This window comes from Streptomyces sp. NPDC008137 (genome assembly GCF_042957035.1).
Taxonomy (GTDB): domain Bacteria; phylum Actinomycetota; class Actinomycetes; order Streptomycetales; family Streptomycetaceae; genus Streptomyces.
Map to the genome: position 1 here is coordinate 108,223 of NZ_JBIBHN010000005.1, position 21,690 is coordinate 129,912.

The 21,690-nt window shown below is 72.4% G+C and carries 19 protein-coding genes; 6 read left to right on the plus strand and 13 right to left on the minus strand.

Annotated features, from left to right (window positions below):
* Positions 1-68: 68 nt before the first annotated feature.
* The 4 genes from ACFZBT_RS10390 to ACFZBT_RS10405 all read right to left on the minus strand — a co-directional run bounded on the left by ACFZBT_RS10390 (position 69) and on the right by ACFZBT_RS10405 (position 4,097).
* A complete protein-coding gene (locus ACFZBT_RS10390; RefSeq protein WP_391100922.1) occupies positions 69-956 on the minus strand; it encodes an ABC transporter permease subunit in 888 nt (295 codons plus the stop codon).
* Positions 946-1,914 carry an ABC transporter permease subunit gene (locus tag ACFZBT_RS10395; protein WP_391100924.1) on the minus strand — a complete coding sequence of 323 codons (969 nt, stop codon included), beginning with the start codon at positions 1,912-1,914 and terminating at the stop codon, positions 946-948. The genes ACFZBT_RS10390 and ACFZBT_RS10395 overlap by 11 nt, the downstream gene beginning before the upstream one ends.
* A 20-nt stretch (positions 1,915-1,934) precedes the next feature.
* Complete coding sequence (locus ACFZBT_RS10400; RefSeq protein ID WP_391100926.1) at positions 1,935-3,524, minus strand: ABC transporter substrate-binding protein; 1,590 nt, start codon at positions 3,522-3,524, stop codon at positions 1,935-1,937.
* Between the two features lie 129 nt (positions 3,525-3,653).
* Positions 3,654-4,097, minus strand: a complete 444-nt coding sequence (locus ACFZBT_RS10405) for a DUF6299 family protein (RefSeq protein ID WP_391100929.1) — start codon at positions 4,095-4,097, stop codon at positions 3,654-3,656.
* Positions 4,098-4,340: 243 nt separating this feature from the next.
* Between ACFZBT_RS10405 and ACFZBT_RS10410 the strand changes: the two genes are divergently transcribed.
* The gene (locus ACFZBT_RS10410) at positions 4,341-4,532 is read left to right on the plus strand and encodes a DUF5999 family protein (RefSeq protein ID WP_391100931.1); all 192 of its coding nucleotides are present in this window, start codon (positions 4,341-4,343) and stop codon (positions 4,530-4,532) included.
* A gap of 11 nt (positions 4,533-4,543) precedes the next feature.
* Here ACFZBT_RS10410 and ACFZBT_RS10415 read toward each other — a convergent pair whose 3' ends face one another.
* Both ACFZBT_RS10415 and ACFZBT_RS10420 read right to left on the minus strand, forming a co-directional pair.
* Positions 4,544-4,942, minus strand: coding sequence for a Rid family hydrolase (locus tag ACFZBT_RS10415; RefSeq protein WP_391100933.1), 399 nt, complete (start codon positions 4,940-4,942; stop codon positions 4,544-4,546).
* Positions 4,939-6,090, minus strand: coding sequence for an acyl-CoA dehydrogenase family protein (locus tag ACFZBT_RS10420; RefSeq protein WP_391100936.1), 1,152 nt, complete (start codon positions 6,088-6,090; stop codon positions 4,939-4,941). Before ACFZBT_RS10420 ends, ACFZBT_RS10415 begins: the two co-directional genes overlap by 4 nt.
* Before the next feature lie 127 nt (positions 6,091-6,217).
* On the opposite strand from ACFZBT_RS10420, the gene ACFZBT_RS10425 reads away from it, so the two are divergent.
* From ACFZBT_RS10425 to ACFZBT_RS10435, 3 genes are all read left to right on the plus strand, one after another.
* Positions 6,218-7,840, plus strand: coding sequence for an AMP-binding protein (locus ACFZBT_RS10425; protein WP_391100938.1), 1,623 nt, complete (start codon positions 6,218-6,220; stop codon positions 7,838-7,840).
* Between the two features lie 15 nt (positions 7,841-7,855).
* Entirely contained in the window at positions 7,856-8,668 is an 813-nt protein-coding gene (locus ACFZBT_RS10430; RefSeq protein ID WP_391100941.1) for a PaaX family transcriptional regulator C-terminal domain-containing protein, read from the plus strand.
* A gap of 115 nt (positions 8,669-8,783) precedes the next feature.
* Complete coding sequence (locus ACFZBT_RS10435) at positions 8,784-9,353, plus strand: isochorismatase family protein (RefSeq protein WP_391100943.1); 570 nt, start codon at positions 8,784-8,786, stop codon at positions 9,351-9,353.
* Here the strand turns inward: ACFZBT_RS10435 and ACFZBT_RS10440 are convergent.
* Entirely contained in the window at positions 9,350-11,755 is a 2,406-nt protein-coding gene (locus ACFZBT_RS10440) for a bifunctional salicylyl-CoA 5-hydroxylase/oxidoreductase (protein ID WP_391100945.1), read from the minus strand. The genes ACFZBT_RS10435 and ACFZBT_RS10440 overlap by 4 nt on opposite strands.
* Positions 11,740-12,567 carry an enoyl-CoA hydratase family protein gene (locus tag ACFZBT_RS10445; protein ID WP_391100947.1) on the minus strand — a complete coding sequence of 276 codons (828 nt, stop codon included), beginning with the start codon at positions 12,565-12,567 and terminating at the stop codon, positions 11,740-11,742. Before ACFZBT_RS10445 ends, ACFZBT_RS10440 begins: the two co-directional genes overlap by 16 nt.
* Before the next feature lie 310 nt (positions 12,568-12,877).
* Between ACFZBT_RS10445 and ACFZBT_RS10450 the strand changes: the two genes are divergently transcribed.
* Positions 12,878-13,345 (plus strand): ATP-binding protein, encoded by a 468-nt coding sequence (locus ACFZBT_RS10450; RefSeq protein WP_391100949.1) that lies wholly within the window; start codon positions 12,878-12,880, stop codon positions 13,343-13,345.
* A gap of 16 nt (positions 13,346-13,361) precedes the next feature.
* On the opposite strand, the gene argF is transcribed toward ACFZBT_RS10450, so the two are convergent.
* From argF to ACFZBT_RS10475, 5 genes are all read right to left on the minus strand, one after another.
* Positions 13,362-14,369 carry an ornithine carbamoyltransferase gene (gene argF / locus ACFZBT_RS10455; protein WP_391100951.1) on the minus strand — a complete coding sequence of 336 codons (1,008 nt, stop codon included), beginning with the start codon at positions 14,367-14,369 and terminating at the stop codon, positions 13,362-13,364.
* 77 nt (positions 14,370-14,446) lie between these two features.
* Positions 14,447-15,670: an arginine deiminase gene (locus ACFZBT_RS10460; protein ID WP_391100953.1), complete on the minus strand. Its 1,224-nt coding sequence runs from the start codon at positions 15,668-15,670 to the stop codon at positions 14,447-14,449.
* A gap of 93 nt (positions 15,671-15,763) precedes the next feature.
* Positions 15,764-17,470 carry an aKG-HExxH-type peptide beta-hydroxylase gene (locus ACFZBT_RS10465; RefSeq protein ID WP_391100956.1) on the minus strand — a complete coding sequence of 569 codons (1,707 nt, stop codon included), beginning with the start codon at positions 17,468-17,470 and terminating at the stop codon, positions 15,764-15,766.
* A 418-nt stretch (positions 17,471-17,888) separates the two neighbouring features.
* Positions 17,889-18,995: a caspase family protein gene (locus tag ACFZBT_RS10470; RefSeq protein ID WP_391100958.1), complete on the minus strand. Its 1,107-nt coding sequence runs from the start codon at positions 18,993-18,995 to the stop codon at positions 17,889-17,891.
* On the minus strand, positions 18,992-20,125 hold the full coding sequence (locus tag ACFZBT_RS10475; RefSeq protein ID WP_391100961.1) for a hypothetical protein: 1,134 nt from the start codon (positions 20,123-20,125) through the stop codon (positions 18,992-18,994). The genes ACFZBT_RS10470 and ACFZBT_RS10475 overlap by 4 nt, the downstream gene beginning before the upstream one ends.
* 185 nt (positions 20,126-20,310) lie before the next feature.
* Between ACFZBT_RS10475 and ACFZBT_RS10480 the strand changes: the two genes are divergently transcribed.
* Entirely contained in the window at positions 20,311-21,675 is a 1,365-nt protein-coding gene (locus ACFZBT_RS10480; RefSeq protein ID WP_391100964.1) for a cation:proton antiporter, read from the plus strand.
* Positions 21,676-21,690 lie beyond the last annotated feature (15 nt).

Sequence of the window (21,690 nt, forward strand, 5' to 3'; positions counted from 1 at the left end):
GGACAACACGGGCCGGTCTCCGGCCGACGCCGCGGCGATGTCGCCCGGCCCGGTCTCGACTCCGGTGCTCAAAGCATCAGCTCCGATCGGTGTCGGGGATTGATCCGCTCCCGCCACGCCCCGGCCAGACCGGCCAGGGCGAGCGTGGGGACGATGAGGAACAGGCCCGGGAACAGGGTCGGCCACCACTGTCCGGCGAGCAGGGAGCCGCGGGCCGTCTGGATCAGGGTGCCGAGGCTCGCCGTGTGGGTGGGCAGCCCGAGTCCGAGGAAGGACAGCGCCGACTCGTGCCACATGGCGTGCGGCACCATCAGCACGGCGGCCAGGGCGGCTTGGGGAAGGACGGCGGGCAGCAGATGCCGTACCGTCACCCGCCACCGGGACGCCCCGCCGGACACGGCGGCGTCGACGTACGGCCTGGACCGCAGGGACAGCACCTCGGCGCGGACGATCCGGGCCGTGGACAGCCAGTGGGTCAGCGCCACCGAGATCACCACCGGCCAGACACCGGGGCGGAACATCGCGACGATGAAGATGCCGAGCAGCAGGTGCGGCACGGAGGAGAAGGCGTCGACGACCCGCATCAGGGCGCGGTCGGCCCAGCCGCCGAGCGCCCCGGCGGCCGCACCGACGGCCGTGCCGACCACCGTCGCGGTCAGCGCCGCCGCCACTCCGACGAGCAGCGAGACGCGCAGGCCGTAGACACAGCGCAGCAGCAGGTCGCGGCCGACGTCGTCCGTGCCGAAGGGGTGGGACCAGGACGGCGGCCGGAGCTTGGCGGCCAGGTCGACGGCCTGCTGGTCGAGCTGGACCAGCGGGGGTACGAGCAGCACGGCGAGGACGGTCGCGCCCACCAGCACGGCGGAGGTGCGCACGCGCAAGGTGCGGGTGGAGCGGCGTTTCGGGCCGTGCGAGCGCCACTCGGTCCCGGCCGGTGCCGGTGCGTCACATGTCACTGAGCTTCACCCTCGGGTCGAACAGTCCGTAGAGCAGGTCGGCGAGCAGGTTCCCGGCGAGGACGGCGGCCGTGGCCAGGGTCGTCAGGGCGGCGAGCAGCGGGAAGTCGACGGCGGTGGCCGCCTCGACGGTGGCGGCGGCGATGCCCGGCCAGCTGAAGACGCTCTCCACCAGCAGGGCCCCGGTGATGAGTTCGGGCACCCGGGAACCGATCAGGGTGAGCACCGGCAGCACTCCGGAGCGCAGGGCGTGGCCGAGCAGGACGGTGCGTTCGCTCAGGCCGCGGGCGCGGGCGCCGCGTACCGGGTCCTCGGCCAGGGCGTCGCCCACGCCCTGGCGGACGTAGAGCGTGAACCAGGGCAGCTGGGAGACCGCGAGGACTCCGGCGGGCAGGACGAGGTGGCTGGCGACCTGTCCCGACGTGACCTGTTCGCTGGAGGTGTCCGTCAGGCCGCCCGCCGGGAGGACGTCCCACTGGAGGGCGAACAGCCAGACGGCGAGCAGGGCGATCCAGAAGACCGGGGCCGCCTCCAGGGTGTAGGCGAGGGAGGTGACGGTCCGGTCGGTCAGCGAACCGGGGCGGCGGGCGGCGAGCACGCCGAGGACCGTGCCCACCAGGACAGCGGCGGCGAAGGCGACCGCGCACAGCAGTGAGGACCACACGAGCCGTTCGCCGATCACCTGGGCGACCGGCTGCCGCAGCACGCTGGAGTGGCCGAGGTCGCCGGTGAGCGCGGACGTGAGCCACTGCCACCAGCGGGCGGCGAAGGGCTGGTCCGCGCCGAGGTTCTCGCGCAGCCGGTCCAGGGTCTGCTGGTCGGCGCCGAGCGCGGCGGTGCCGGCGTATGCCTTGACGGGGTCGAAGGGGGAGGCGGCGGCGATCGCGAACACGCCGAAGGTGACGACGAGCAGGACGGGGACGGCGAACAGCGCCCGCCGCCCCGCCAGCCGTGCCATCGCTCCCCAGGGGAGGCGGGTCACTTCTTCGGCTGCCAGTCCTCGATGTTCCACCAGGGGCCGCTGGCGAAGCCGTGCTCGTGCGGTTCGAGCTGGGTGCTCAGGCCTTCCCAGCGGTCGGCCAGGACGTAGAGGTGGTCGATGTGGGTGAGGAAGGTGTAGCCGGGGTCCTGGACCAGGGCTCGCTGGAGCTTGTCGTAGGCGGCCCTGCGCTCCGCCGGGTCCTGGCCGCGGCGGCCGTTGTCGAGGGCGCGGTCCACGGCCGGGTTGTCGTAGCGGGCCATGTTGTTGAAGCCGTCGCCGGCGAGGGAGGAGTGCAGCAGGGTGTACAGGCCGAAGTCGGGGTCGCCGGTGCTGCCGAAGCCCGCGAGGACGGCGGTGTTCTTCATGCGCGGCTCGATGACCTCCCAGGTGGCGCTCTCCGCCTTCACCTCGATGCCGGCCTTCTTGGCGTCGGAGGCGTAGGCGAGGGCGTGGTCCTGGCGGACCTTGTCGCCGGAGGGGTAGAGCAGGGTGAAGGACGCCCGCTGTCCGTCCTTGGCGCGGATGCCGTCGCCGGCGGGCTTCCAGCCGGCCTCGTCCAGGATCTTCCTGGCCTTGCCGAGGTCCTGGGCGCGCTCGACGGCCTTGGTGAAGGCGGGGTCGTCGACGGGCAGCGGCCCGTACGCCGGGCGGCCGGCGCCGTCGAGGATCTTGTCGACCATGGTCTCGCGGTCCACGGCGGCGTCGAGGGCCTGCCGGATCGCGCGGTCGCCGGTGACCTTGTTCGGGGTGGGGAGGGTGACGGCCCGGAAGTCGTAGGAACGGGCCTCGTAGGTGCGCTTGGCGTCGTCGCCCTTGAACGTGGCGGCGAGGTTGGGCGGGAGGACCGCGCCGTCGAGGTCGCCGGAGCGCAGCCGGGTGGCGCGTACGTCGTCGTCGGCGATGACCGCCATGGTGAAGGTCTTCACCTTCGGCTCGCCGCCCCAGTAGCGGGGGTTGGCCTTGAAGGTGAGCTTCTCGCCCTTGCTCCACTTGGAGAGGACGTACGGACCGGTGCCGACCGGCTTCGTGTTGAAGGCGCCGGTGTTGGGGTCCTGCTCGCCCGCGATGTGCTCGGGGACGATGGGCAGCACGGTACGGGCGGCGAAGGCGGCGTAGGGGTACTTGAGGGTGAAGACGACCTTGTCGTCGCCGCTCGCCTCGACCTCCTTGACGGCGTCCAGCTCGCTCTTGAAGGTGTTGTTGGTCTTGGCGTCGAGGGCGGTGCGGTACGTGTAGACGACGTCGGCGGCCGTCAGCGGCTCGCCGTCGCTGAACTCCACGCCGTCGCGCAGGGTGTAGGTGTACGTGCGGCCGCCGTCGGAGACCTCGGGCAGCGCGGCCGCGAGGGCGGGCTTCAGCTTCAGGTCGGCGTCATGGGCGAGCAGCCCGTCGAAGATCTTGGAGTTGCCGTCCTTGCCGTAGCCGAGCAGCGGGCTGAGGGTGTCCGGCTCGGAGGCGACCCCGATGACGACGGACCCGGCGGACTTGGCGTCGCCCTGTCCGCCGCCGCTGGGGGCCGAGCAGGCGGTGACCGCCGCGGCCAGTGCCGCCGTGGCGGCGGCTCCTCGTATCCGACGGGTCGACATATGACCTCACCCCGTTGTTGCTGTCGTCATGTTCTTGCACAGGCCTCGCAATTAAACAGTCAAGAAGGGCCTCCGCGCACCACCTCGGTGCGGGAGGCCCAGGTCACCGGTGTGTTCACCGGCCCGTGCTCAGCGCCGGGTCAGGGTGATGTCCCGCCCGTGGACCGCGTGGAAGCTGGGCAGCGGCAGGCCGCTGAAGGTGCGCAGCTCCATCAGGGTGGCCTCGACGTGGGCCGCTCCGGGCGCGAGCGCGCCGGGCTTGGGCCGGCCCGTGTTCACCCAGCGGTGTTTCACGCCGTCGCACACGGCACGGGTGCCGCCGATGCCGTAGCGGGTGGTGGAGGTGCCCTGGCTGACGGAGGAACTGACGAAGACCGGGCCGACCGCGCTCCGGCAGCGGTAGGTGCCGGAGAGGGTGACCGTGCCGTCGGCGGTGATCCGGCCCACCGCGTCGACCGTCACGGCCTCGTACGGGGCCGCGGCGGTCGACGCGGTGGCGGGTGCCGCGCCGGCACCGGTGAGCAGGAGCAGCGCGGCACCGGCCGTCGCGCCGAGCAGGGGGCGAACACGCATGGGGGGAACCTCCCGAAAGGAGTGGTTTTGTGTTCCACTCGTACCCGGCGCCCGGGCCGACGCCCGTACCCCTCACTCCTTCGGTGGCGAATCCGCACCGGCCGTCGTGGAACGGTCCGGGGAATGTCCTGGGCGTGTCACGCTTCCTGACGAGCCGTTCCGATGAATTCGAGTCGGGAGCATGGTCTGTACGTAAGAGTCATACGAATCCTCCGGATGGCCCTACCGACGTGGAGGTGCGCCATGTGTGCCCACCAGACCCAGTGCCCCGCGACCGACTCCCTTGCGGCACATGTCGTCGCCGCCCACCCCGAGCAGGGCTGGAGCCTGCTGTGCGACGGGGTGATCGTCTTCGACGACACCGGTGAGCTGCTGCCGGACGGACGCGTGGTGGAGCCGCACCGGGTGACGGCGGGACTGACCGTCGCGGCCTGACCTCAAGAAGGTCAGGGCAGCACCGCGAAGCCGTCGAGCTCGACCAGCGCCTCCTCGTCCCACAGCCGGACGACCTGGACGACCGCCATGGCGGGGTAGTCGCGCCCGGCCGCCTCGCGCCACAGCCGCCCCAACTCGGGGGCGTGCGCGCGGTACGCGGCGACGTCCGTGGCGTAGACGGTGACGCGGGCGAGGTCGGACGGGGTGCCGCCGGCCGCCGTGAGAGCGGCCAGCAGGTTCGTCAGCGCCTTCTCGAACTGCTCCGGCAGGGTCGCGCCCACCACCTTGCCGTCGGTGTCCAGTGCGGTCTGGCCCGCCAGGAACACCACCCTCGACCCGGAGGCCACGACGGCGTGGGAGAAGCCGGCCGGCGGGGACAGCTCGGGCGGGTTGACGCGCTCGGTGGTCACCGGGCCTCCTGGTGGGCGTGCGACTCGGCGGACGACGTGGCGTACAACTCCTTGGCGATGATGCCGCGTTGCACCTCGCTGGCCCCTTCGTAGACGCGTGGGGCGCGCACCTCGCGGTAGAGGTGTTCGAGCAGGTGGCCGCGTTGCAGCGCCCGGGCGCCGTGCAACTGGACGGCCGTGTCGACGACGTACTGAGCGGTCTCGGTGGCGAGCAGTTTCGCCATGGCTGAGCGCTGGGGCACGTCCGGGGCGCCCTCGTCGTAGGCCGTCGCCGCCGCGTAGACCATCAGGCGGGCCGCCTCCGTGCGCAGGGCCATCTCGGCGACCTGGTGGGAGACGGCCTGGAGGTCCCTCAGCTTGCCGCCGAAGGCGTCCCGCCCGGCGGTGTGGGCGAGGGTCGCGTCGAGAGCGGCCCGGGCCATGCCGACGGCGAAGGCGCCGACGCTGGGGCGGAAGAGGTTGAGTGTCCCCATCGCGACCCGGAAGCCCCGGTCCGCCTCGCCGAGCACGTCCTCCGCCGTCACCGGTACGGCGTCGAAGTCGAGCGTGCCGATGGGGTGCGGGGAGAGCATGTCGAGGCCCGTGCCGGTCAGACCCGGGCGGTCGGCGGGCACCAGGAAGGCCGTGACCCCCCGGGCCCCGGCATCGGGGACGGTCCGGGCGAAGACGGTGTAGAAGTCGGCCTCGGGCGCGTTGGAGATCCAGCACTTCTCGCCGGTGAGGCGCCAGCGGGCCGGGCCGTCCCGCTCCGCCCGCAGGGTCAGGGCCGCCGCGTCCGACCCGGCGCCCGGCTCGCTCAGCGCGAACGCCGCGACCGCCGTGCCGTCCGCCACCCGAGGGAGCCAGCGGGCGCGCTGCGACTCGGTGCCGTGGGCGTGGACCGGGTGAGCGCCGAGACCCTGGAGGGCGAGGGCCGTCTCGGCCTCCGTGCAGCCGTGGGCCAGGGACTCGCGCATCAGGCACAGATCGAGGGCGCCGGACGTGAAGAGCCGCCCGAGCAGGCCCAGTCGGCCCAGTTCGGCGACCAGCGCGCGGTTCACATGACCCGGTTCCCCCTTCTCCGCCAGCGGGCGGAGCCGCTCGGCGGCCAGGGCGCGCAGCTCGGCACACCAGGCGAGTTGTGCCGGTTCGAGCGAGAATGCGGTCATTGCCGGTCCCTTCTCCGCCACCCTGCTTCCCGGCCGGGCCACTCCGAGGCTATCGCGGACCGTTGACTGTCGTCACCAACACGATACGCTCCAGGGGCGAGCCCACCACGCCAAGGGGGCGAACCGTATGAATCCACGGGACACGGCGCACGTCGACACCTTCACCCGCGACCATCTGCCGCCCCCGGACCACTGGCCCGAGCTCCGTTTCGATCTGCCGGAGCTGCGCTACCCCGAACGGCTCAACTGCGCCGCCGAACTGCTCCACGGCCCCGACGACGACCGGCCCGCGTTCCTCACCCCCACCGGTGAGCCCTGGACGTACGGCGAGCTGCGCGCCCGCGTCGACCGCATCGCCCATCTGCTCACCGGTGACCTCGGCGTCGTCCCCGGCAACCGGGTGCTGCTGCGCGGCCCCACCACACCGTGGCTCGCCGCCTGCTGGCTGGCCGTGCTGAAGGCGGGGGCCGTGGCGGTCACGGTGCTCGCCCAGCAGCGCCCGCACGAGCTGGGCACGATGTGCGAGATCGCCCGGGTCCGGCACGCGCTGTGCGACATCAGGGCCGTCGACGACCTCGCCAAGGCCGAGATCCCGGACCTGCGGATCACGACCTACGGCGGTGACGCCCCGGACGACCTGCTCAACCGCCCGGCGCCCGGCACGCCGTACGAGGCGGTGGGGACGGCGGCCGACGACGTGGCGCTGATCGCCTTCACCTCCGGCACCACCGGCCGCCCCAAGGGCTGTATGCACTTCCACCGGGACGTGCTGGCGATCGCCGACACCTTCTCCCGGCACGTGCTGAAGCCCCGCGCCGACGACGTCTTCACCGGCAGTCCGCCGCTCGGCTTCACCTTCGGGCTCGGCGGCCTTGTGGTCTTCCCGCTGCGGGCCGGGGCGAGCGCCCTGCTGTTGGAGCAGGCGGGCCCGAAGCAACTGCTGCCGGCCATAGCCCGGCACCGGGTCTCCGTCCTGTTCACCGCGCCGACGGCGTACCGCGCGATGCTCGACGCGCTCGACGGCCACGACGTCTCGTCCCTGCGCCGCTGCGTCTCCGCCGGCGAGAACCTGCCGGCGGCCACCTGGCAGGCCTGGCACGAACGCACCGGCGTGCGCGTCATCAACGGCATCGGCGCCACCGAACTCCTGCACATCTTCATCTCGGCGGCCGACGAACATATCCGGCCCGGGGCGACGGGCGTGCCCGTACCGGGCTGGCACGCGCGCGTGCAGGACGCGGACGGCCGGCCGGTGCCCGACGGGCAGCCGGGGCTGCTCGCGGTGCGCGGACCGGTCGGCTGCCGGTATCTCGCCGACCCGAGGCAGCGGGAGTACGTACGCGGCGGCTGGAACATCACCGGCGACACCTACGTCCGCGAACCCGACGGCTACTTCCGGTACGTCGCCCGCGCCGACGACATGATCATCTCGGCCGGGTACAACATCGCCGGACCCGAGGTCGAGGACGCGCTGCTGCGGCACCCGGACGTGCTGGAGGCGGCGGTCGTGGGACGGCCCGACGAGGCGCGCGGCCAGGTCGTGGTGGCCTACGCCGTCCTCAGGGAAGGCATGGAACGGGACGCCGGGGCGCTGCGCGCCTTCGTGAAGAGCGAGCTGGCGCCGTACAAGTGCCCGCGCGAGATCGTCTTCCTGGACGCGCTGCCCCGCACCGCCACCGGCAAGCTCCAGCGATTCCGGCTGCGCGGCGCGGGAGCCCCGGACGGCGGCACCGCGGGCGACCAGGACTGATCCGTACGACCTAAGATGATCAACGTGTCCGACCAGCATGCACCACGGTCTCTCATCGTCACGCTCTACGGCGCGTACGGCCGCTTCGTACCGGGCCCCGTGCCGGTAGCCGAACTGATCCGGCTGCTGGCCGCGGTCGGTGTGGACGCCCCGTCCGTACGCTCCTCGGTGTCGCGGCTCAAGAGACGCGGACTGCTCGTGCCCGCCCGCACCGCCCAGGGTGCCGCCGGGTACGCACTGTCACCGGACGCCCGGCAGCTGCTCGACGACGGCGACCGGCGCATCTACGCCACGGCTCCGCCCGAGGACGAGGGCTGGGTGCTCGCGGTGTTCTCCGTGCCGGAGTCGGAGCGGCAGAAGCGGCACGTGCTGCGCTCCCGGCTGGCCGGCCTCGGTTTCGGCACGGCCGCTCCTGGTGTGTGGATCGCGCCCGCGCGCCTGTACGAGGAGTCCCGGCACACCCTTGAGCGGCTGCGGCTCGACGGGTACGTCGACTTCTTCCGCGGCGGCCACCTCGGCTTCGCGCCGACCGCCGAGGCGGTCACCCGCTGGTGGGACCTGGCCGCCATCGCCAAGGAGCACGAGGCGTTCCTCGACCGCCACGCGCCCGTGCTGCTCGGCTGGGAGAAACGAGAGGACACCCCGCCCGAGGAGGCCTACCGCGACTACCTGCTCGCCCTGGACTCCTGGCGCCACCTCCCCTACACCGACCCCGGCCTGCCGTCCGCGCTGCTGCCCGGGGACTGGCCCGGGGAGCGCTCGTCGGCGGTGTTCCGGGGGCTGCACGAGCGGCTGCGGGACGCGGGGGCGGAATTCGTGGGGCTGTAGATCGCGTCCCGTGGCTCCCACCGCCCCCAGGACATCCGCGTAGCCCTGTTTGGTCCCACCGGGCCACCGGGTACCCGGTGGCCCGTACGACAGCACCGGACGGACGGCGGAGACGATGGAACGGCGGGCAGGTCCGACGCGGCCGGCTCTGATCGTGGTCGACATGATCAACACGTACGACCACGAGGACGCCGAGCTGCTCGTGCCGTCCGCCGAGCGGGTCGTGCCCGTCATCGCCGAGCTGATCGGCCGGGCCCGTGAGGCGGATGCGCCGGTGATCTACGCGAACGACAACTTCGGACGGTGGCGCTCGCACCACGGAGAGCTCGTGGAGTCGGCGCTGGCCCGACCGCACGGCGACCTGGTCGAGCCGATCCGGCCGGACGACGAGTCGCTGTTCGTGGTGAAGGCCCGCCATTCGGTCTTCTTCGAGACTCCGCTGTCCTACCTCCTGTGGAGCCTGGACGTCGGACACGTCGTGCTGACCGGCCAGGTCACCGAGCAGTGCGTCCTCTACTCGGCCCTCGACGCGCACATCCGCCATCTGGAGGTCACGGTGCCCAGGGACGCCGTCGCCTCCATCCACCCGCATCTGGCCTCCGCCGCCCTCGAGATGATGGAGCGCAATATGGGCGCCCGGATCACCGACGCGAAGGAGACGGACTTCGCGCCTGCCGCGAACTAGATACTCAATCGCGGTTTCGGTGCGTCAGTGCGGCCCGTCTGGGGTCGGCGGCTGCCCGCGCGGTACGGGGCCGGCCAGGCGACGCCCGGGCCCGTGTAGTCCTGTTCGGCCGCCGCGTGCAGGGTCCAGTGCGGGTCGTAGAGGTGCGGACGGGCCAGTGCGCACAGGTCCGTGCGGCCTGCCAGGATCAGGGAGTTGACGTCGTCCCAGGAGGAGATCGCGCCGACCGCGATCACCGGGACACCGGTGGCGCGCCGGACACGGTCCGCGAACGGCGTCTGGTACGACCGCCCGAACTCCGGCCGTTCGTCCGCCACGACCTGCCCCGTCGACACGTCGATCGCGTCGGCGCCGTGCGCGGCGAAGGCCCGGGCGATCTCGACGGCGTCCTCGGCCGTGGTGCCGCCTTCTGCCCAGTCGGTCGCCGAGACGCGGACCGTCATGGGCCGCTCCCCCGGCCACGCGTTCCGTACGGCGTCGAAGACCTCCAGCGGGAAACGGAGCCGCTTCTCCAGTGAGCCGCCGTACGCGTCGGTACGCCGGTTGGTCAGCGGGGAGAGGAATCCGGAGAGCAGGTAGCCGTGGGCGCAGTGCAGTTCGAGCAGATCGAAGCCGGCCCTGGCGGCGCGGCAGGCGGCTGCCGTGAACTGCTCACGGATGTCGGTGAGCTGGGCGCGGGACAGCGCGCGCGGGGTCTGGCTGTACGGCTTGTACGGGAGCGCGGAAGCGGCCACGAGCGGCCAGTTGCCCTCGTCGAGGGGCTCGTCCATGCCCTCCCACATCAGTTTCGTGGAGCCCTTGCGGCCGCTGTGGCCGAGTTGCACGCCGATCGCGGTGCCGGGCGCCTGGGCATGCACGAAGTCGGTGATACGCCGCCATGCCTCGGCCTGCCGGCCGGTGTAGAGGCCGGCGCAGCCGGGCGTGATCCGGCCCTCCTCGCTGACGCACACCATCTCGGTCATCACCAGCCCGGCCCCGCCCAGCGCCCTCGCGCCCAGATGGACGAGGTGGAAGTCGCCGGGGACGCCGTCGGCCGCCGAGTACATGTCCATGGGCGAGACGACGACCCGGTTGCGCAGGGTCAGACCGCGCAGCCGGAACGGGGTGAACATCGGGGGCGTGCCGGGCGGGCAGCCGAACTCGCGCTCCACCGCCGCCGTGAAGTCCGGGTCGCGCAACCGCAGGTTGTCGTGGGTGACGCGGCGGCTGCGGGTGAGCAGGTTGAAGGCGAACTGCCGGGGCGGCTGGTCCAGGTACAGGCCGAGGTTCTCGAACCACTCCAGGCTGGCGCGGGCCGCGCGCTGTGTGGAGGCGACGACGGGCCGCCGCTCCGCCTCGTACGCGGCCAGGGCCTCCTCCAGTGAGTCCCGCTCCTCCAGGCAGGCGGCCAGGGCCAGGGCGTCCTCGACGGCGAGCTTGGTGCCGGAGCCGATGGAGAAGTGGGCGGTGTGGGCGGCGTCGCCGAGCAGGACGAGGTTGCCGTGCGACCAGCGGTCGTTGACGACCGTGCGGAAGGTCGTCCACGCCGAGTTGTTGGAGCGCAGGGGGCGGCCGCGGAGGGCTTCCGCGAAGATCTTGCCGCAGCGTTCGATCGACTCGGTCTCGTCGAGCTCGTCGAAACCGGCCCGCTGCCAGACCTCCTCGCGCATCTCGATGATCACGGTGGAGGAGCCGAGTTGATTCTGCGGCCCGGAGGGCCTTGTTGAGGGGTGGTGGTCGGGCGACGGGCGGGCGTAGGGGTAGCCGTGCAGCTGCATCACGCCGTGTTCGGTCTCGGCGATGTCGAAGCGGAAGGAGTCGAAGGGGAAGTCGGTGGCGAGCCAGATGTAGCGGCAGTGGTGTGTGGTGACCCGGGGGCGGAAGACGTCCGCGTAGGTCTCGCGGGTGGTGCTGTGGACGCCGTCCGCGGCGATGACCAGGTCGTGGGTCTGCGGGAGGTCCTTCGGGGCTTCGGTGTGGAAGCGGAGGGCCACGCCGAGGTCGCGGCAGCGGGTGTGGAGGATTTCGAGGAGGCGTTTGCGACCGAGGGCGGCGAAGCCGTGGCCGCCGGAGGTGTGGCGGGTGTTGCGGTGGGTGATGTCGATGTCGTCCCAGCGGATGAAGTCTCGCTGGAGGGCCGCGTAGACCTGGGGGTCGGCGTGTTCTATGCCGCCGAGGGTTTCGTCGGAGAGGACGACTCCGAAGCCGAAGGTGTCGTCGGGGGCGTTGCGTTCCCAGACGGTGACTTCCCGGGTGGGGTCGAGGCGCTTGAGCAGGGCCGCGGAGTAGAGGCCTCCCGGGCCTCCGCCGATGATTGCGACGCGTAGGGGGTGGCTCGTGTCGTGGTGCGGCTGCGGGTGCGTGGGGGCTGGTCGCGCAGTTCCCCGCGCCCCTGAGGGGGTTGCCGTCACCGTCCGCTCCATTTCGGAGGGCGCTTCTCTGTGAATGCCGCGTGGAACTCCGCGTAGTCCGCGCTGTTCATCAGCAGCGCCTGGGTCGACGCGTCCAGTTCCACCGAGGCCGCCAGGGGCATGTCCAGTTCGGCCGTCAGCAGGGCCTTCGTCTGGGCGTACGCGAGGGCCGGGCCTTCCGCCAGGCGACGGGCCAGTCGCTGGGCCGTCTCGTCGGCGGCGCCCTCCTCCGTCAGTTCGCTGATCAGGCCGATGCGCTCGGCCTCGACGGCCCGGACCGGGTCGCCCAGCATCAGGAGGCGGGTCGCGTGGCCCAGGCCCACGACCCTGGGCAGGAGGTAGGCCGCGCCCATGTCGCCGCCGGAGAGACCGACCCGGGTGAAGAGGAAGGCGAAACGGGCCGTGGGGTCGGCGACGCGGAAGTCCGCTGCCAGGGCGAGCACCGCTCCGGCGCCCGCCGCCACGCCGTGCACCGCCGCGATCACCGGGAAGGGGCACTCCCGGACGGCGCGCACCACCTGGCCGGTCATGCGGTTGAAGTCCAGCAGCCGGGCGGTGTCCATGCCGAGGGTGGCGCCGATGATCTCGTCGACATCGCCGCCGGAGCAGAAGCCGCGTCCCTCGCCGGCCAGCACCAGGGCCCGTACGGCCCGCTCCCGGGACAGCTCCGCGAGCAGGTCGCGCAGGTCGGCGTAGGTGCCGAAGGTGAGCGCGTTGAGTTTCTCGGGGCGGGCCAGGGTGACGGTGGCGACGCCGTCGGTGAGATCGACGCGCAGGTGCCCCCAGCGGGGGGTGCGGGCGGCGGAGCCGGTGAAGGGACTCATGACGTGCGGCCTCCTCGGGCGGGCACTGTCTCACTGAGCTCTACCCCACGAAGCTATCACTCATCCGTGACTGTCGTCATGAGTGCGCGATAGGCCGTCCGGGTAGGACTTCCGTACGGAGCCCGGGTGACCCGGGCCGGTCACATCCGTCACAGATCATCCACACCGGCGTAACGGCGGGAGCAGCGGCGCGCGGCACCGCGTTCACCTGGGTAAGCCGTCCGGCAAGGGGGCGAAGGCGCTCCCCGACGACGGCCCCTCGGACGCCTCTGAAGAGCGGCGCCGTACCATTCATCAGGTTGAAAGCAGGATGTCCTGCTCCATGAACGGACCCGCCTTGCACGAACTCCCCTCAGCCCCCGCCTCCTGGCGTATCGCGCTGCCGCACACCGTCGCGGCGGTGCCCGTGGCCCGTGCCCTGGTCCGTACGGCGCTGGCCGAGCTGGAGTACGGGGCGGACTGCGACACGGCGGAGCTGCTCACGGCGGAGCTGGTGGCCAACGCGGTGGAGCACACCACCGGGGAGGCGCCGATAGAGCTGGTGGTGGAGCTGATGCCGTCGGGATGTCAGGTCGAGGTGCACGACACCGACCCGGCCCCGCCCGGCGACCTCACCCGCCCGGCCGACGGGCCGCCCGACCCCTGGCAGGAGCACGGGCGCGGGCTGCTGCTGATCCGCGCCCTGAGCTCCTCGTGCGGACACCGGCCGACCGAGTCCGGCAAGGCGGTGTGGTTCAGGCTGCCCGCGGTGCCGGAACAGCGACGCCCGTCGGCGTGAGGCCGCTTTCGGGCCCTCAGGCCAGGGTCGCCACCAGGACCGCCTTGATGGTGTGCATCCGGTTCTCCGCCTCGTCGAAGACCACCGAGTGCGCCGACTCGAAGACCTCGTCGGAGACCTCGAGGTAGCCCAGGCCGTGCGAGGCGTGGATCTCGCGGCCGATCTTGGTGCCCAGGTCGTGGAAGGCGGGCAGGCAGTGCAGGAACTTCACGTCCGGGTTGCCGGTGGCGCGCAGGACGTCCATGGTCACGGCGTACGGGCCGAGGGCGGAGATGCGCTCGTCCCAGACCTCCTTGGGCTCGCCCATCGAGACCCAGACGTCCGTGGCGACGAAGTCGGCGCCGCGGACGCCGTCGTCCAGGATCTCGGTGAGCGTGATGCGGGCGCCGCTGCTCTCGGCGAGCGCGCGGGCCCGGTCGACGATCTCCTCGGCCGGCCAGTAGGCCTTCGGCGCGACCAGACGCACGTCCATGCCGAGCAGGGCGCCGGTGACCAGGTAGGAGTTGCCCATGTTGAAGCGGGCGTCGCCCAGGTAGGCGAAGGCGATCTCGTTCAGCGGCTTGGCGCAGTGCTCGGTCATGGTCAGCACGTCGGCCAGCATCTGGGTGGGGTGCCAGTCGTCGGTGAGCCCGTTGAAGACCGGCACCCCGGCGTGCGCCGCCAGCTCCTCGACCTTCTGCTGGCTGTCACCCCGGTACTCGATCCCGTCGTACATCCGGCCCAGCACCCGCGCGGTGTCCCGGACGGACTCCTTGTGACCGATCTGGGATCCTGACGGGTCGAGGTACGTGGTCGAGGCGCCCTGGTCGGCGGCCGCGACCTCGAACGCGCAGCGGGTGCGGGTGGAGGTCTTCTCGAAGATCAGCGCGATGTTCCGGCCCCGCAGGTACTGGGTCTCGGTCCCGGCCTTCTTGGCGGCCTTCAGCTCGGCGGCCAGCTCGACCAGACCGCGGAACTCCTCCTCGGTGAAGTCGAGCTCCTTGAGGAAGTGGCGGCCGGCGAGGGCGCTCGGGGCTGTCGCCATGGGGGCGCTCCAGGGATACGGGGACAAGACTCCTGGAATACTATACGAAGCTCAGCATGCCTATACAGCCCGCATGCTTACACGGGCTCGCGTTCGACGGGGCAGCTCATACAGCGCGGCCCGCCCCTCCCCCGCCCCAGCTCACTGCCCGGGATCTCTATCACCTCGATGCCCTGCTTGCGCAGGTGTGTGTTGGTGGTGGCGTTCCGTTCGTAGGCGACCACGACGCCAGGTTCGACGGCCAGGACGTTGCAGCCGTCGTCCCACTGCTCGCGCTCGGCGGCGTGCACGTCCTGGGTGGCGGTCAGCACCCGGATCTCGTTCAGGCCGAGCGCGGCGGCGATCGCGCGGTGCATGTGCTCCGCCGGATGGTCGGTGACCTTCAGCTCCTTCTCGCCGACGCCCGGCTCGATGGTGTACGAGCGGAGCATGCCGAGGCCCGCGTACTGGGTGAAGGTGTCGCCGTCGACCATGGTCATCACGGTGTCGAGGTGCATGAAGGCACGCCGCTTGGGCATGTCGAGCGCCACGATCGTCTCGGCGGAACCGGCGGCGAACAGCTTGTGCGCCAGCATCTCGACGGCCTGCGGGGTGGTGCGCTCGCTCATCCCGATGAGGACGGCCCCGTTGCCGATGACCAGGACGTCCCCGCCCTCGATGGTCGACGGGTAGTCGGCCTGCCCCTCGGACCACACCTGGAAGGCCTCGTCCCGGAACAGCGGGTGGTGCCGGTAGATCGCCTCGAAGTGCACGGTCTCGCGCTGCCGGGCGGGCCAGCGCATGGCGTTGATGGAGACGCCGTCGTAGATCCAGGCGGAGGTGTCGCGGGTGAAGAGGTGGTTGGGCAGCGGGTCCAGCAGGAAGTCGTCCAGGTCCATGACGTGGAAGCGGACCGACGTCGGCTCCGGGTGCCCGTCCAGGAACTCGCGTTTCGTCATGCCGCCGACCAGGAGCTCGGCCAGTTCCCGCGCCGGCAGGTTCTCGAAGGCGGCTCTGAGATGGTCGGTGGCCAGCGGGCCGTACTCCTTCTCGTCGAAGACCCGGTCCAGGACGAGGGCTCTGGCCGCCGGGACCTGGAGGGTCTCGGCCAGGAGGTCACCGAAGAGGTGGACGGCGACGCCCCGGTCGCGCAGCACATCGGCGAATCCGTCGTGCTCGGCGCGGGCCCTGCGCACCCACAGCACGTCGTCGAAGAGCAGCGAGGTCTTGTTGCTGGGGGTGAGCCTTTTGAGCTCGAGATCGGGCCGGTGCAGGATGACGCGGCGCAGCCGCCCGGCCTCGGAGTGGACGTGGTATGCCATGCCTCCATCCTGACCACCGCGGCGCCCGTTGACTCGCTGCTCGCGCGTTTCCGCGAACTCTTGTTTGTGTCTGTGTGACGACAACCGGCACGGTCATCCGCTGGGCAGCGGCTGGAGCAGCTCCGGCCGGGCCAGCATCCGCCGGGTCGTCCGCCCCGGGTCGAGCACGGCGCGGGCGACGATCCAGCCGGCCAGGGCGTGCGGTTCGGCGGGGTCGGCGGCCAGCTGACCGGCGTAACGGGCGAGCGCGGCGGCGGCGTCCCCGGCGGCGAGTTGCTCGTCGGCGGTGTGCGGAGCGACGGGCCGGGCGGCGAACGCGTGGGTGCGGACGTCGGGCCAGGAGGTGCGGTCGAGGCGGAAGCGGGGGCCTCCGGAACCGGAGGACGGCGGGGCGACGTTGCGCAGACGCCACTCGGTGCGGTGCAGCGCCGCGGCCGTCCGGGCCCGGGTGAGCGCGGCGTACGGAACCGGCTCGCGCAGCCAGCCGTCGAGCGTACGGGCCAGCCCCGACACCAGGGCCCGGCCCTGCGGGGTGAGACGCCCCTCCATCAGCAGGGTGCGCACGACGAGCCGGCTCTGCAGACGGCGCAGCGCGAAGTGGTACCCGGCCGTGTCGGCCGCCCCGTCGTCCCGCGCCACGGCCAGGCGGTCCCGCCAGAAGCCCGCGACACCGGTGAAGGCGTACGCACCGTGCAGCAGACCGGTGAGATGCCGCGGGTCGGGCCGCCAGGGGGCGTAGTAGCGCTCCTCCCGGTCGTCGTCGAGCAGCGGGAACAGGTGCAGGAGGGCGGCGAGTTTGCTGTGCTGGAACTCGTGGACCAGGGTCTCGGCGAGGGCGAGCGGGCAGGAGGGGCGGGCGATGACCATGGCGCCGAAGGAGTCGCCGCTGGTGGCGGACACCAGGACGGTGGGCGGCGCGGGCGGCTCCGTGCTCGTACGCCCCCAGGGCACCACGGCCCGTATCGCGCCGGGGTCGAACCGGCCCGGCCCTTCGCCGCCCGGCGCGGCGAGCAGCGCGACGGCCTCCTCGAACAGCCGTTGCCAGGCCTCGGCTTCGCCGGTGTCGAGCCGTGCGGGCGGCAGGGGGTCGTCCAGGTCGCGGTAGGGGTCGAGGTCTTCGAGGGGGATGGCGACGGTTCCGACTGGGGTGGGGTGGGTGAGGGTGCGCAGGGGTGTCCAGGCGGCGTCGGCGTCCGACGCCGTCGGGGCCGGTCTCGGCAGGGGTTGCGTCGCCGGGCTGATCGTCACGGTGAGGGTGCCGCCGTCGCGACCCGGGCCGGACAGCGTCAGCTCGCCGCCGCTCGTACGGGCGTGGGCGACCGTCAACCCGTCCTCCGCTCCGGTGAGCCGGGCCAGTCCCAGCCCCGGCAGCGGCAGTGCGCCGTCGGTGAGGGGCACCCGGAGGTCCGCCCGCGTGCCGGCGCGCAGCGACGCCGCGACGGCCAGGGCGCACAGATGCCCGGCCTCCGCCCACAGCGGCGGGCCCGACGCGGTGCCGTGCAGCCGGCGCAGCGCATGGGCGAGCCAGCCGCCGGTCGCCGGGGCGAGCAGCAGCCGGTCGACCGGCCCGGGTGCCGCGGCGGCGGCCTCCTTGAGGACGTCCCAGGCCTCGGCGGCCGGGCTCAGCGGCGTGTGCAGGGTGCCGAGGCGGTCCAGCAGGGTCCGCAGAAGCAGCAGCCTGCGTGCCCGCTCCGCCCGTTCGAGGAAGGCGACCGCCTCTGCGGAGCCCCCTCCCGCGGCCAGTTCCGCGAAGAGCCGTTCGGGCATGCGGAACGGGGCGGGGCGCGGCTCGCTGGGCATGCGGGACCTCCGGTCGCGGTCAGGGAGTAGGGCCCCGGCGGTCTGTGAGGCCTCCCGGGCCGCCTGCCGTCGGGGACTGGAGGGCTATTCGGCCCGGGCGGTCCCCTCGTTGCCCCCTCTGATACTGCCGCGAGCGCGCAGTACCTCCCCGAGCAACCGGGCGGAGGTTCCCAACGGGGCGACACCGTCGAGGGCGGTCAGGGGCAGCCCCGTCAGGTCGGCAAGATCCGACTCCCAGACGTCGGTACCCGCAGCGGTGGCATGCTCACGGACGGCGGCTCCGGCGTGGCACAGAGCGGGCGGCTGGTCCAAGGTGCTCCCCCTTCTCGCACGGTGGCACGCGATGCCCCGCACTCGTCTCCTTTTCCATCATGGCCATTCCTGCCCGGGTCGAAAACCGTCCGATCACGCCACTCGATCATTTCCGATCACGTGGACGCATCATCGAGGACTCGAACTCCCTTAACGCAGCGTCCAGTTCGCCCCTGAGGTCCGGATCGTCATCGAGGGACACCACGGCGTCGAACAGCTGCCACAGCATCTCCGGCCGGCCCCGGGCCAGCCTGTTGAGGATGCCGACGACATCGGTGCGGGCCTTGCTGTGCCGGGGCAGCGTGGCAGTGACACGCGGGTCCAACGAGGCGACCACCGTCTGCCGTTCGGTGGGGTCCCCCATCAGCGGATAGGCGAGGAGCGCGTCCACGGCCCGCTGCAACGGCGAGGCCCGGCGCGGCTCGGGTGACGGTGCGGCCGGCGCCACGATCTCGGTGCGCTCGGGGCTCTGCAGCCGAATCTCCGGATACTGCAGAGTACGTCCCGCTTCCCTGAGGGCCGCGATACGTGTCCGGACGGCCGGAAACAGTCCCTCCGGATCGGGCAGCGCGGGCAGAACGGCGGCTCGGTCGGCCAGCAGCCCGAGCAGGACCTCCGAGAACAGCCCCGTGCCCCGCCCGGCGTCGTTGGCGGCGGCCCGCCCGCGCCCGGCCGCCCTCAGCACCGTCTGGCGATGCGCGAGGGTCCGTCGGCCCACCGGCAGGGCGTCCGGCGGCAGTTGCTCCCGGAAGGCCAGGTCCTCTTCGAAGGTCTCGCAGGCGTCCACGATCCACAGCTGATCGCCGAAGGCCGGTACGGCGTCCCCGGCGTACCGGTCGAGGGCGGAGTCCAGGTCGATGCCCAGTTTGTCGGCGGTACTGGCGTCCGCGCAGAACAGGCGCAGGTGCCCGGCCCGGTCGAGGACGCCGTGCCCGCCCCACCACACCCACAGGACATCGCCCTGGACCAGGGGCAGTTCGCGGACGAGGACGCGGCGCAGGGTGGCGTGGTCGGCGGGCTGGTACGGAACGCCCGGCGTGTACGGCGGCAACGGGGCGAGATGCAGCCGAAGCCGGTCGTCCGGCACCCCGGCCGCCCGCAACAGCCGGTGAAAGGCCACGGCATCGCGCGCCGGCCCGGGCAGGTCCCAGCCGGGACCGGCGTCGTACCGCTCGACACCGACGATCAGCGCGTGCACCCGGGCGGGGTTCACGGCAGCCGGTCCACGATGTGCCGGTAGACCTCGGGGTTCGTCCAATAGGCGCTGTGCGAGGCCGGGAAGGGCTGACGGCTGTCGACCGCCACGTCCGTGACCCGTCCGGGGAACAGGCCCCCGCCGAGATAGGAGAGCAGGTCACGGGAGTCGTACAGGTTCAACCAGTCCGGTACGTGGGACGGCAGGGGTGCGGGGTGTTCGAGGGAGGGCAGCGATCCCGACTCGTACAGGAACGGCCCCTGGGAGCCCGCCGTCACCAGGAGCCGGACCTGCGGCAGTGGGGCGGAGACCAGCGTGTCCAGGGCGATGATGCCGCCCAGGCTGTGGCCGACCAGGGTGACGGGCGGTTCGAGGCCCGTGACCAGGTGACGCAGTTCGGCGCGGACCGCGGCGCCGCGGCTGAGGTAGCGCAGGATGTCGGCGGCGGCGGGGTGGGCGGCCTCGGTGAGGGCGCGGCGGCGGCGCACGACGGCACGGGATGCCGCCGAACCCGCGACCCGCAGCACCAGGGAGCGCACCCCGCGTTCCGTGCCCCGGGGCTGTGCACCGAGTGCCACGGCGAGCCGGTCGACGACCGCGTCACGGCTGTCGCCGACCGGCACCAACGGGGCGTCGGAGTCCAGGGCGTCGGCGATGACCCGGGCCGCGAGACTGCGTCCGGCGAGCGCCGCGAGGTCGTCGGGGGCCAGGGCGTCGGCGGCCGGGGCGAGCAGCGGATGGGCGGCCAGATCGGTGGCGGCGCGGGCCAGACCGGGCCCCAGCTCGACGGCGGGGGCGTCACCTCCCGCCGCGAGGGAGGCCAGCCGCGCCCGTATCAGCTGGTCGGGAGGCAGGGAACCGGGCGGACGCTCGATGACCTGCGGCGCACCGGCCGCGGCGAGCACGAGTTCCGCGTACGGGTCGGCGTAGAGGGCGGCCCACGCGGCGGCCGACGCGTCGTCGGGGTCCCCCTCCGCCACGCCCCGGGCCGTGCCGCCCGGCTCGGCGGGAAGGCTGAGCCCGTCCGCCGCGAGCGTGGCGCCGTGCGTGCCGCCCCAGTAGTACGGCACGATGCGTAGTCCCTCGCGCAGGGCGGTCAGTCCGGCCGCCACGCGCCCCGCAAGCTTCGAGAAGCCTGGTTCGCGCACCCCTGTTCCATGGATGAAGACGACCGTCGCCATGTGCCCCCCGTGACACCGGTACAGAGTTGTGTACGACTGCCGATACGCCGTCAACTTACCAGTATCATAAGGAGGTTGGGGGTCGAGCACATGTGCGAGGACCCGCCCGGGGCCGAACCACCGGCCAAGACAACTGGACACAGGGGGACGCAGTGAGCGCTGACGCGGTGGTCACGCATTTCCTGTTCGCCTCGGCCCTGATCCTCGCGATCGGCCATGGCGCCGGCTGGGTGGCCCAGCGGCTGAAGCAGCCCTACATCGTGGGGCAGCTGACAGCGGGCATCGCCCTCGGTCCTTCGTTGCTCGGCAGTACGGCGCCGGATGCCTACCGGACGCTGTTCCCCGAGGAGATCGGCACCGCGCTGACCGGGCTCGCGCAGTTCGCCCTGGTGGTCTTCCTGTTCGCGGTGGGGTACGAGCTGGATCTGAAGATCCTGGGCGACCGGGCGCGCACCGTCGTGACGGTGGCACTGGCGGCGTTCGTGGTCCCGATGGTCGTGGGCAGCGGCTGTGCGCTGCTGTTCCGGGAGCAGTTGCGGGCCCTGGACATGCCCCCGCTCACCACCGGCATGGTGCTGTTCGCCGGGGTCGCCCTGTCGATAACGGCCGTACCGGTCCTGACGGCCATCGTGCGGGAGAACAATCTGGCCGACACGGTGCCGGGCGTCCTCGCGGTGTCCGCGGCCGGGCTGCTCGACGTGATCGGGTGGACGGTGCTGGCCGGGACGATGCTGGACGGCGACAGCGGAGAGCAGGGGCTCGGCTGGCAGTGGCGGGCCGTCATCGCGGCCGGTTTCGCCGTGCTGATGCTGCTGGCGGCCCGGCCCGTGCTGCGCGGGCTGCTGTGGCGGACCCGGATGGAGCCGTCCCTGCGGCTGGCGCTGCTCATCGGCTTCGCCTGCGCCTCGGCGTCCGTGACGCAGTTCCTCGGGCTGCACGCGATCTGCGGTGCGCTGCTCGCGGGGATCGTCTGCCCGCGTGAGGAGGGCGGCACCCTCGACCCGGATCTGCTGCGCCACCTGCATGTCGTCGGCTCGCTGCTGGTGCCCTACTTCTTCGTCTTCTCCGGGCAGTCCGTCACCCTCGACAGCATGGACGCCACCGGGTGGATCACCCTGCTGGTGGTGACGGTGCTGGCGATCACCACGAAGGTCGGCAGCGGCGTGGTGGCGGCCCGGATGGGCGGACTGGACCGCGACGACGCACGGACCGTCGGTGTCCTGCTGAGCGCCCGCGGTCTCACGGAGCTGATCGCCCTCAACGCCGGCTTCCAGGCGGGCCTGGTGAGCAAGCCCCTCTACACGGTGCTGGTCTTCATGGCCCTGGCCACGACACTGCTCACCCAGCCGCTGCTGATCCTGGTCCGCCGCCTGTCCGGCCACGAGCCCACCCGCGCCCCGCGCCGCACCGAGGTCGTGCCGGTACGTCTGACTCTCCCGGACCACGCGGGCGACGCCCCGGCACCCCGGCACCCCTCGGACGGCGCGCCCCCCACGCCGGTGGCGGACGCGGGCTGACGGGTCCGGGGCGGC

What these genes read in the sequence shown, in the direction of transcription:
- ACFZBT_RS10465 (WP_391100956.1), bottom strand. Translation starts at nt 17,470, where the DNA reads ATGCCCAGCGAGCCGCGCCCCGCCCCGTTCCGCATGCCCGAACGGCTC.
- ACFZBT_RS10410 (WP_391100931.1), top strand. Translation starts at nt 4,341, where the DNA reads ATGTGTGCCCACCAGACCCAGTGCCCCGCGACCGACTCCCTTGCGGCA.
- ACFZBT_RS10430 (WP_391100941.1), top strand. Translation starts at nt 7,856, where the DNA reads ATGATCAACGTGTCCGACCAGCATGCACCACGGTCTCTCATCGTCACG.
- ACFZBT_RS10420 (WP_391100936.1), bottom strand. Translation starts at nt 6,090, where the DNA reads ATGACCGCATTCTCGCTCGAACCGGCACAACTCGCCTGGTGTGCCGAG.
- ACFZBT_RS10460 (WP_391100953.1), bottom strand. Translation starts at nt 15,670, where the DNA reads ATGGCATACCACGTCCACTCCGAGGCCGGGCGGCTGCGCCGCGTCATC.
- ACFZBT_RS10435 (WP_391100943.1), top strand. Translation starts at nt 8,784, where the DNA reads ATGGAACGGCGGGCAGGTCCGACGCGGCCGGCTCTGATCGTGGTCGAC.
- ACFZBT_RS10400 (WP_391100926.1), bottom strand. Translation starts at nt 3,524, where the DNA reads ATGTCGACCCGTCGGATACGAGGAGCCGCCGCCACGGCGGCACTGGCC.
- ACFZBT_RS10405 (WP_391100929.1), bottom strand. Translation starts at nt 4,097, where the DNA reads ATGCGTGTTCGCCCCCTGCTCGGCGCGACGGCCGGTGCCGCGCTGCTC.
- argF (WP_391100951.1), bottom strand. Translation starts at nt 14,369, where the DNA reads ATGGCGACAGCCCCGAGCGCCCTCGCCGGCCGCCACTTCCTCAAGGAG.
- ACFZBT_RS10395 (WP_391100924.1), bottom strand. Translation starts at nt 1,914, where the DNA reads ATGGCACGGCTGGCGGGGCGGCGGGCGCTGTTCGCCGTCCCCGTCCTG.
- ACFZBT_RS10425 (WP_391100938.1), top strand. Translation starts at nt 6,218, where the DNA reads ATGAATCCACGGGACACGGCGCACGTCGACACCTTCACCCGCGACCAT.
- ACFZBT_RS10450 (WP_391100949.1), top strand. Translation starts at nt 12,878, where the DNA reads ATGTCCTGCTCCATGAACGGACCCGCCTTGCACGAACTCCCCTCAGCC.
- ACFZBT_RS10445 (WP_391100947.1), bottom strand. Translation starts at nt 12,567, where the DNA reads ATGAGTCCCTTCACCGGCTCCGCCGCCCGCACCCCCCGCTGGGGGCAC.
- ACFZBT_RS10440 (WP_391100945.1), bottom strand. Translation starts at nt 11,755, where the DNA reads ATGGAGCGGACGGTGACGGCAACCCCCTCAGGGGCGCGGGGAACTGCG.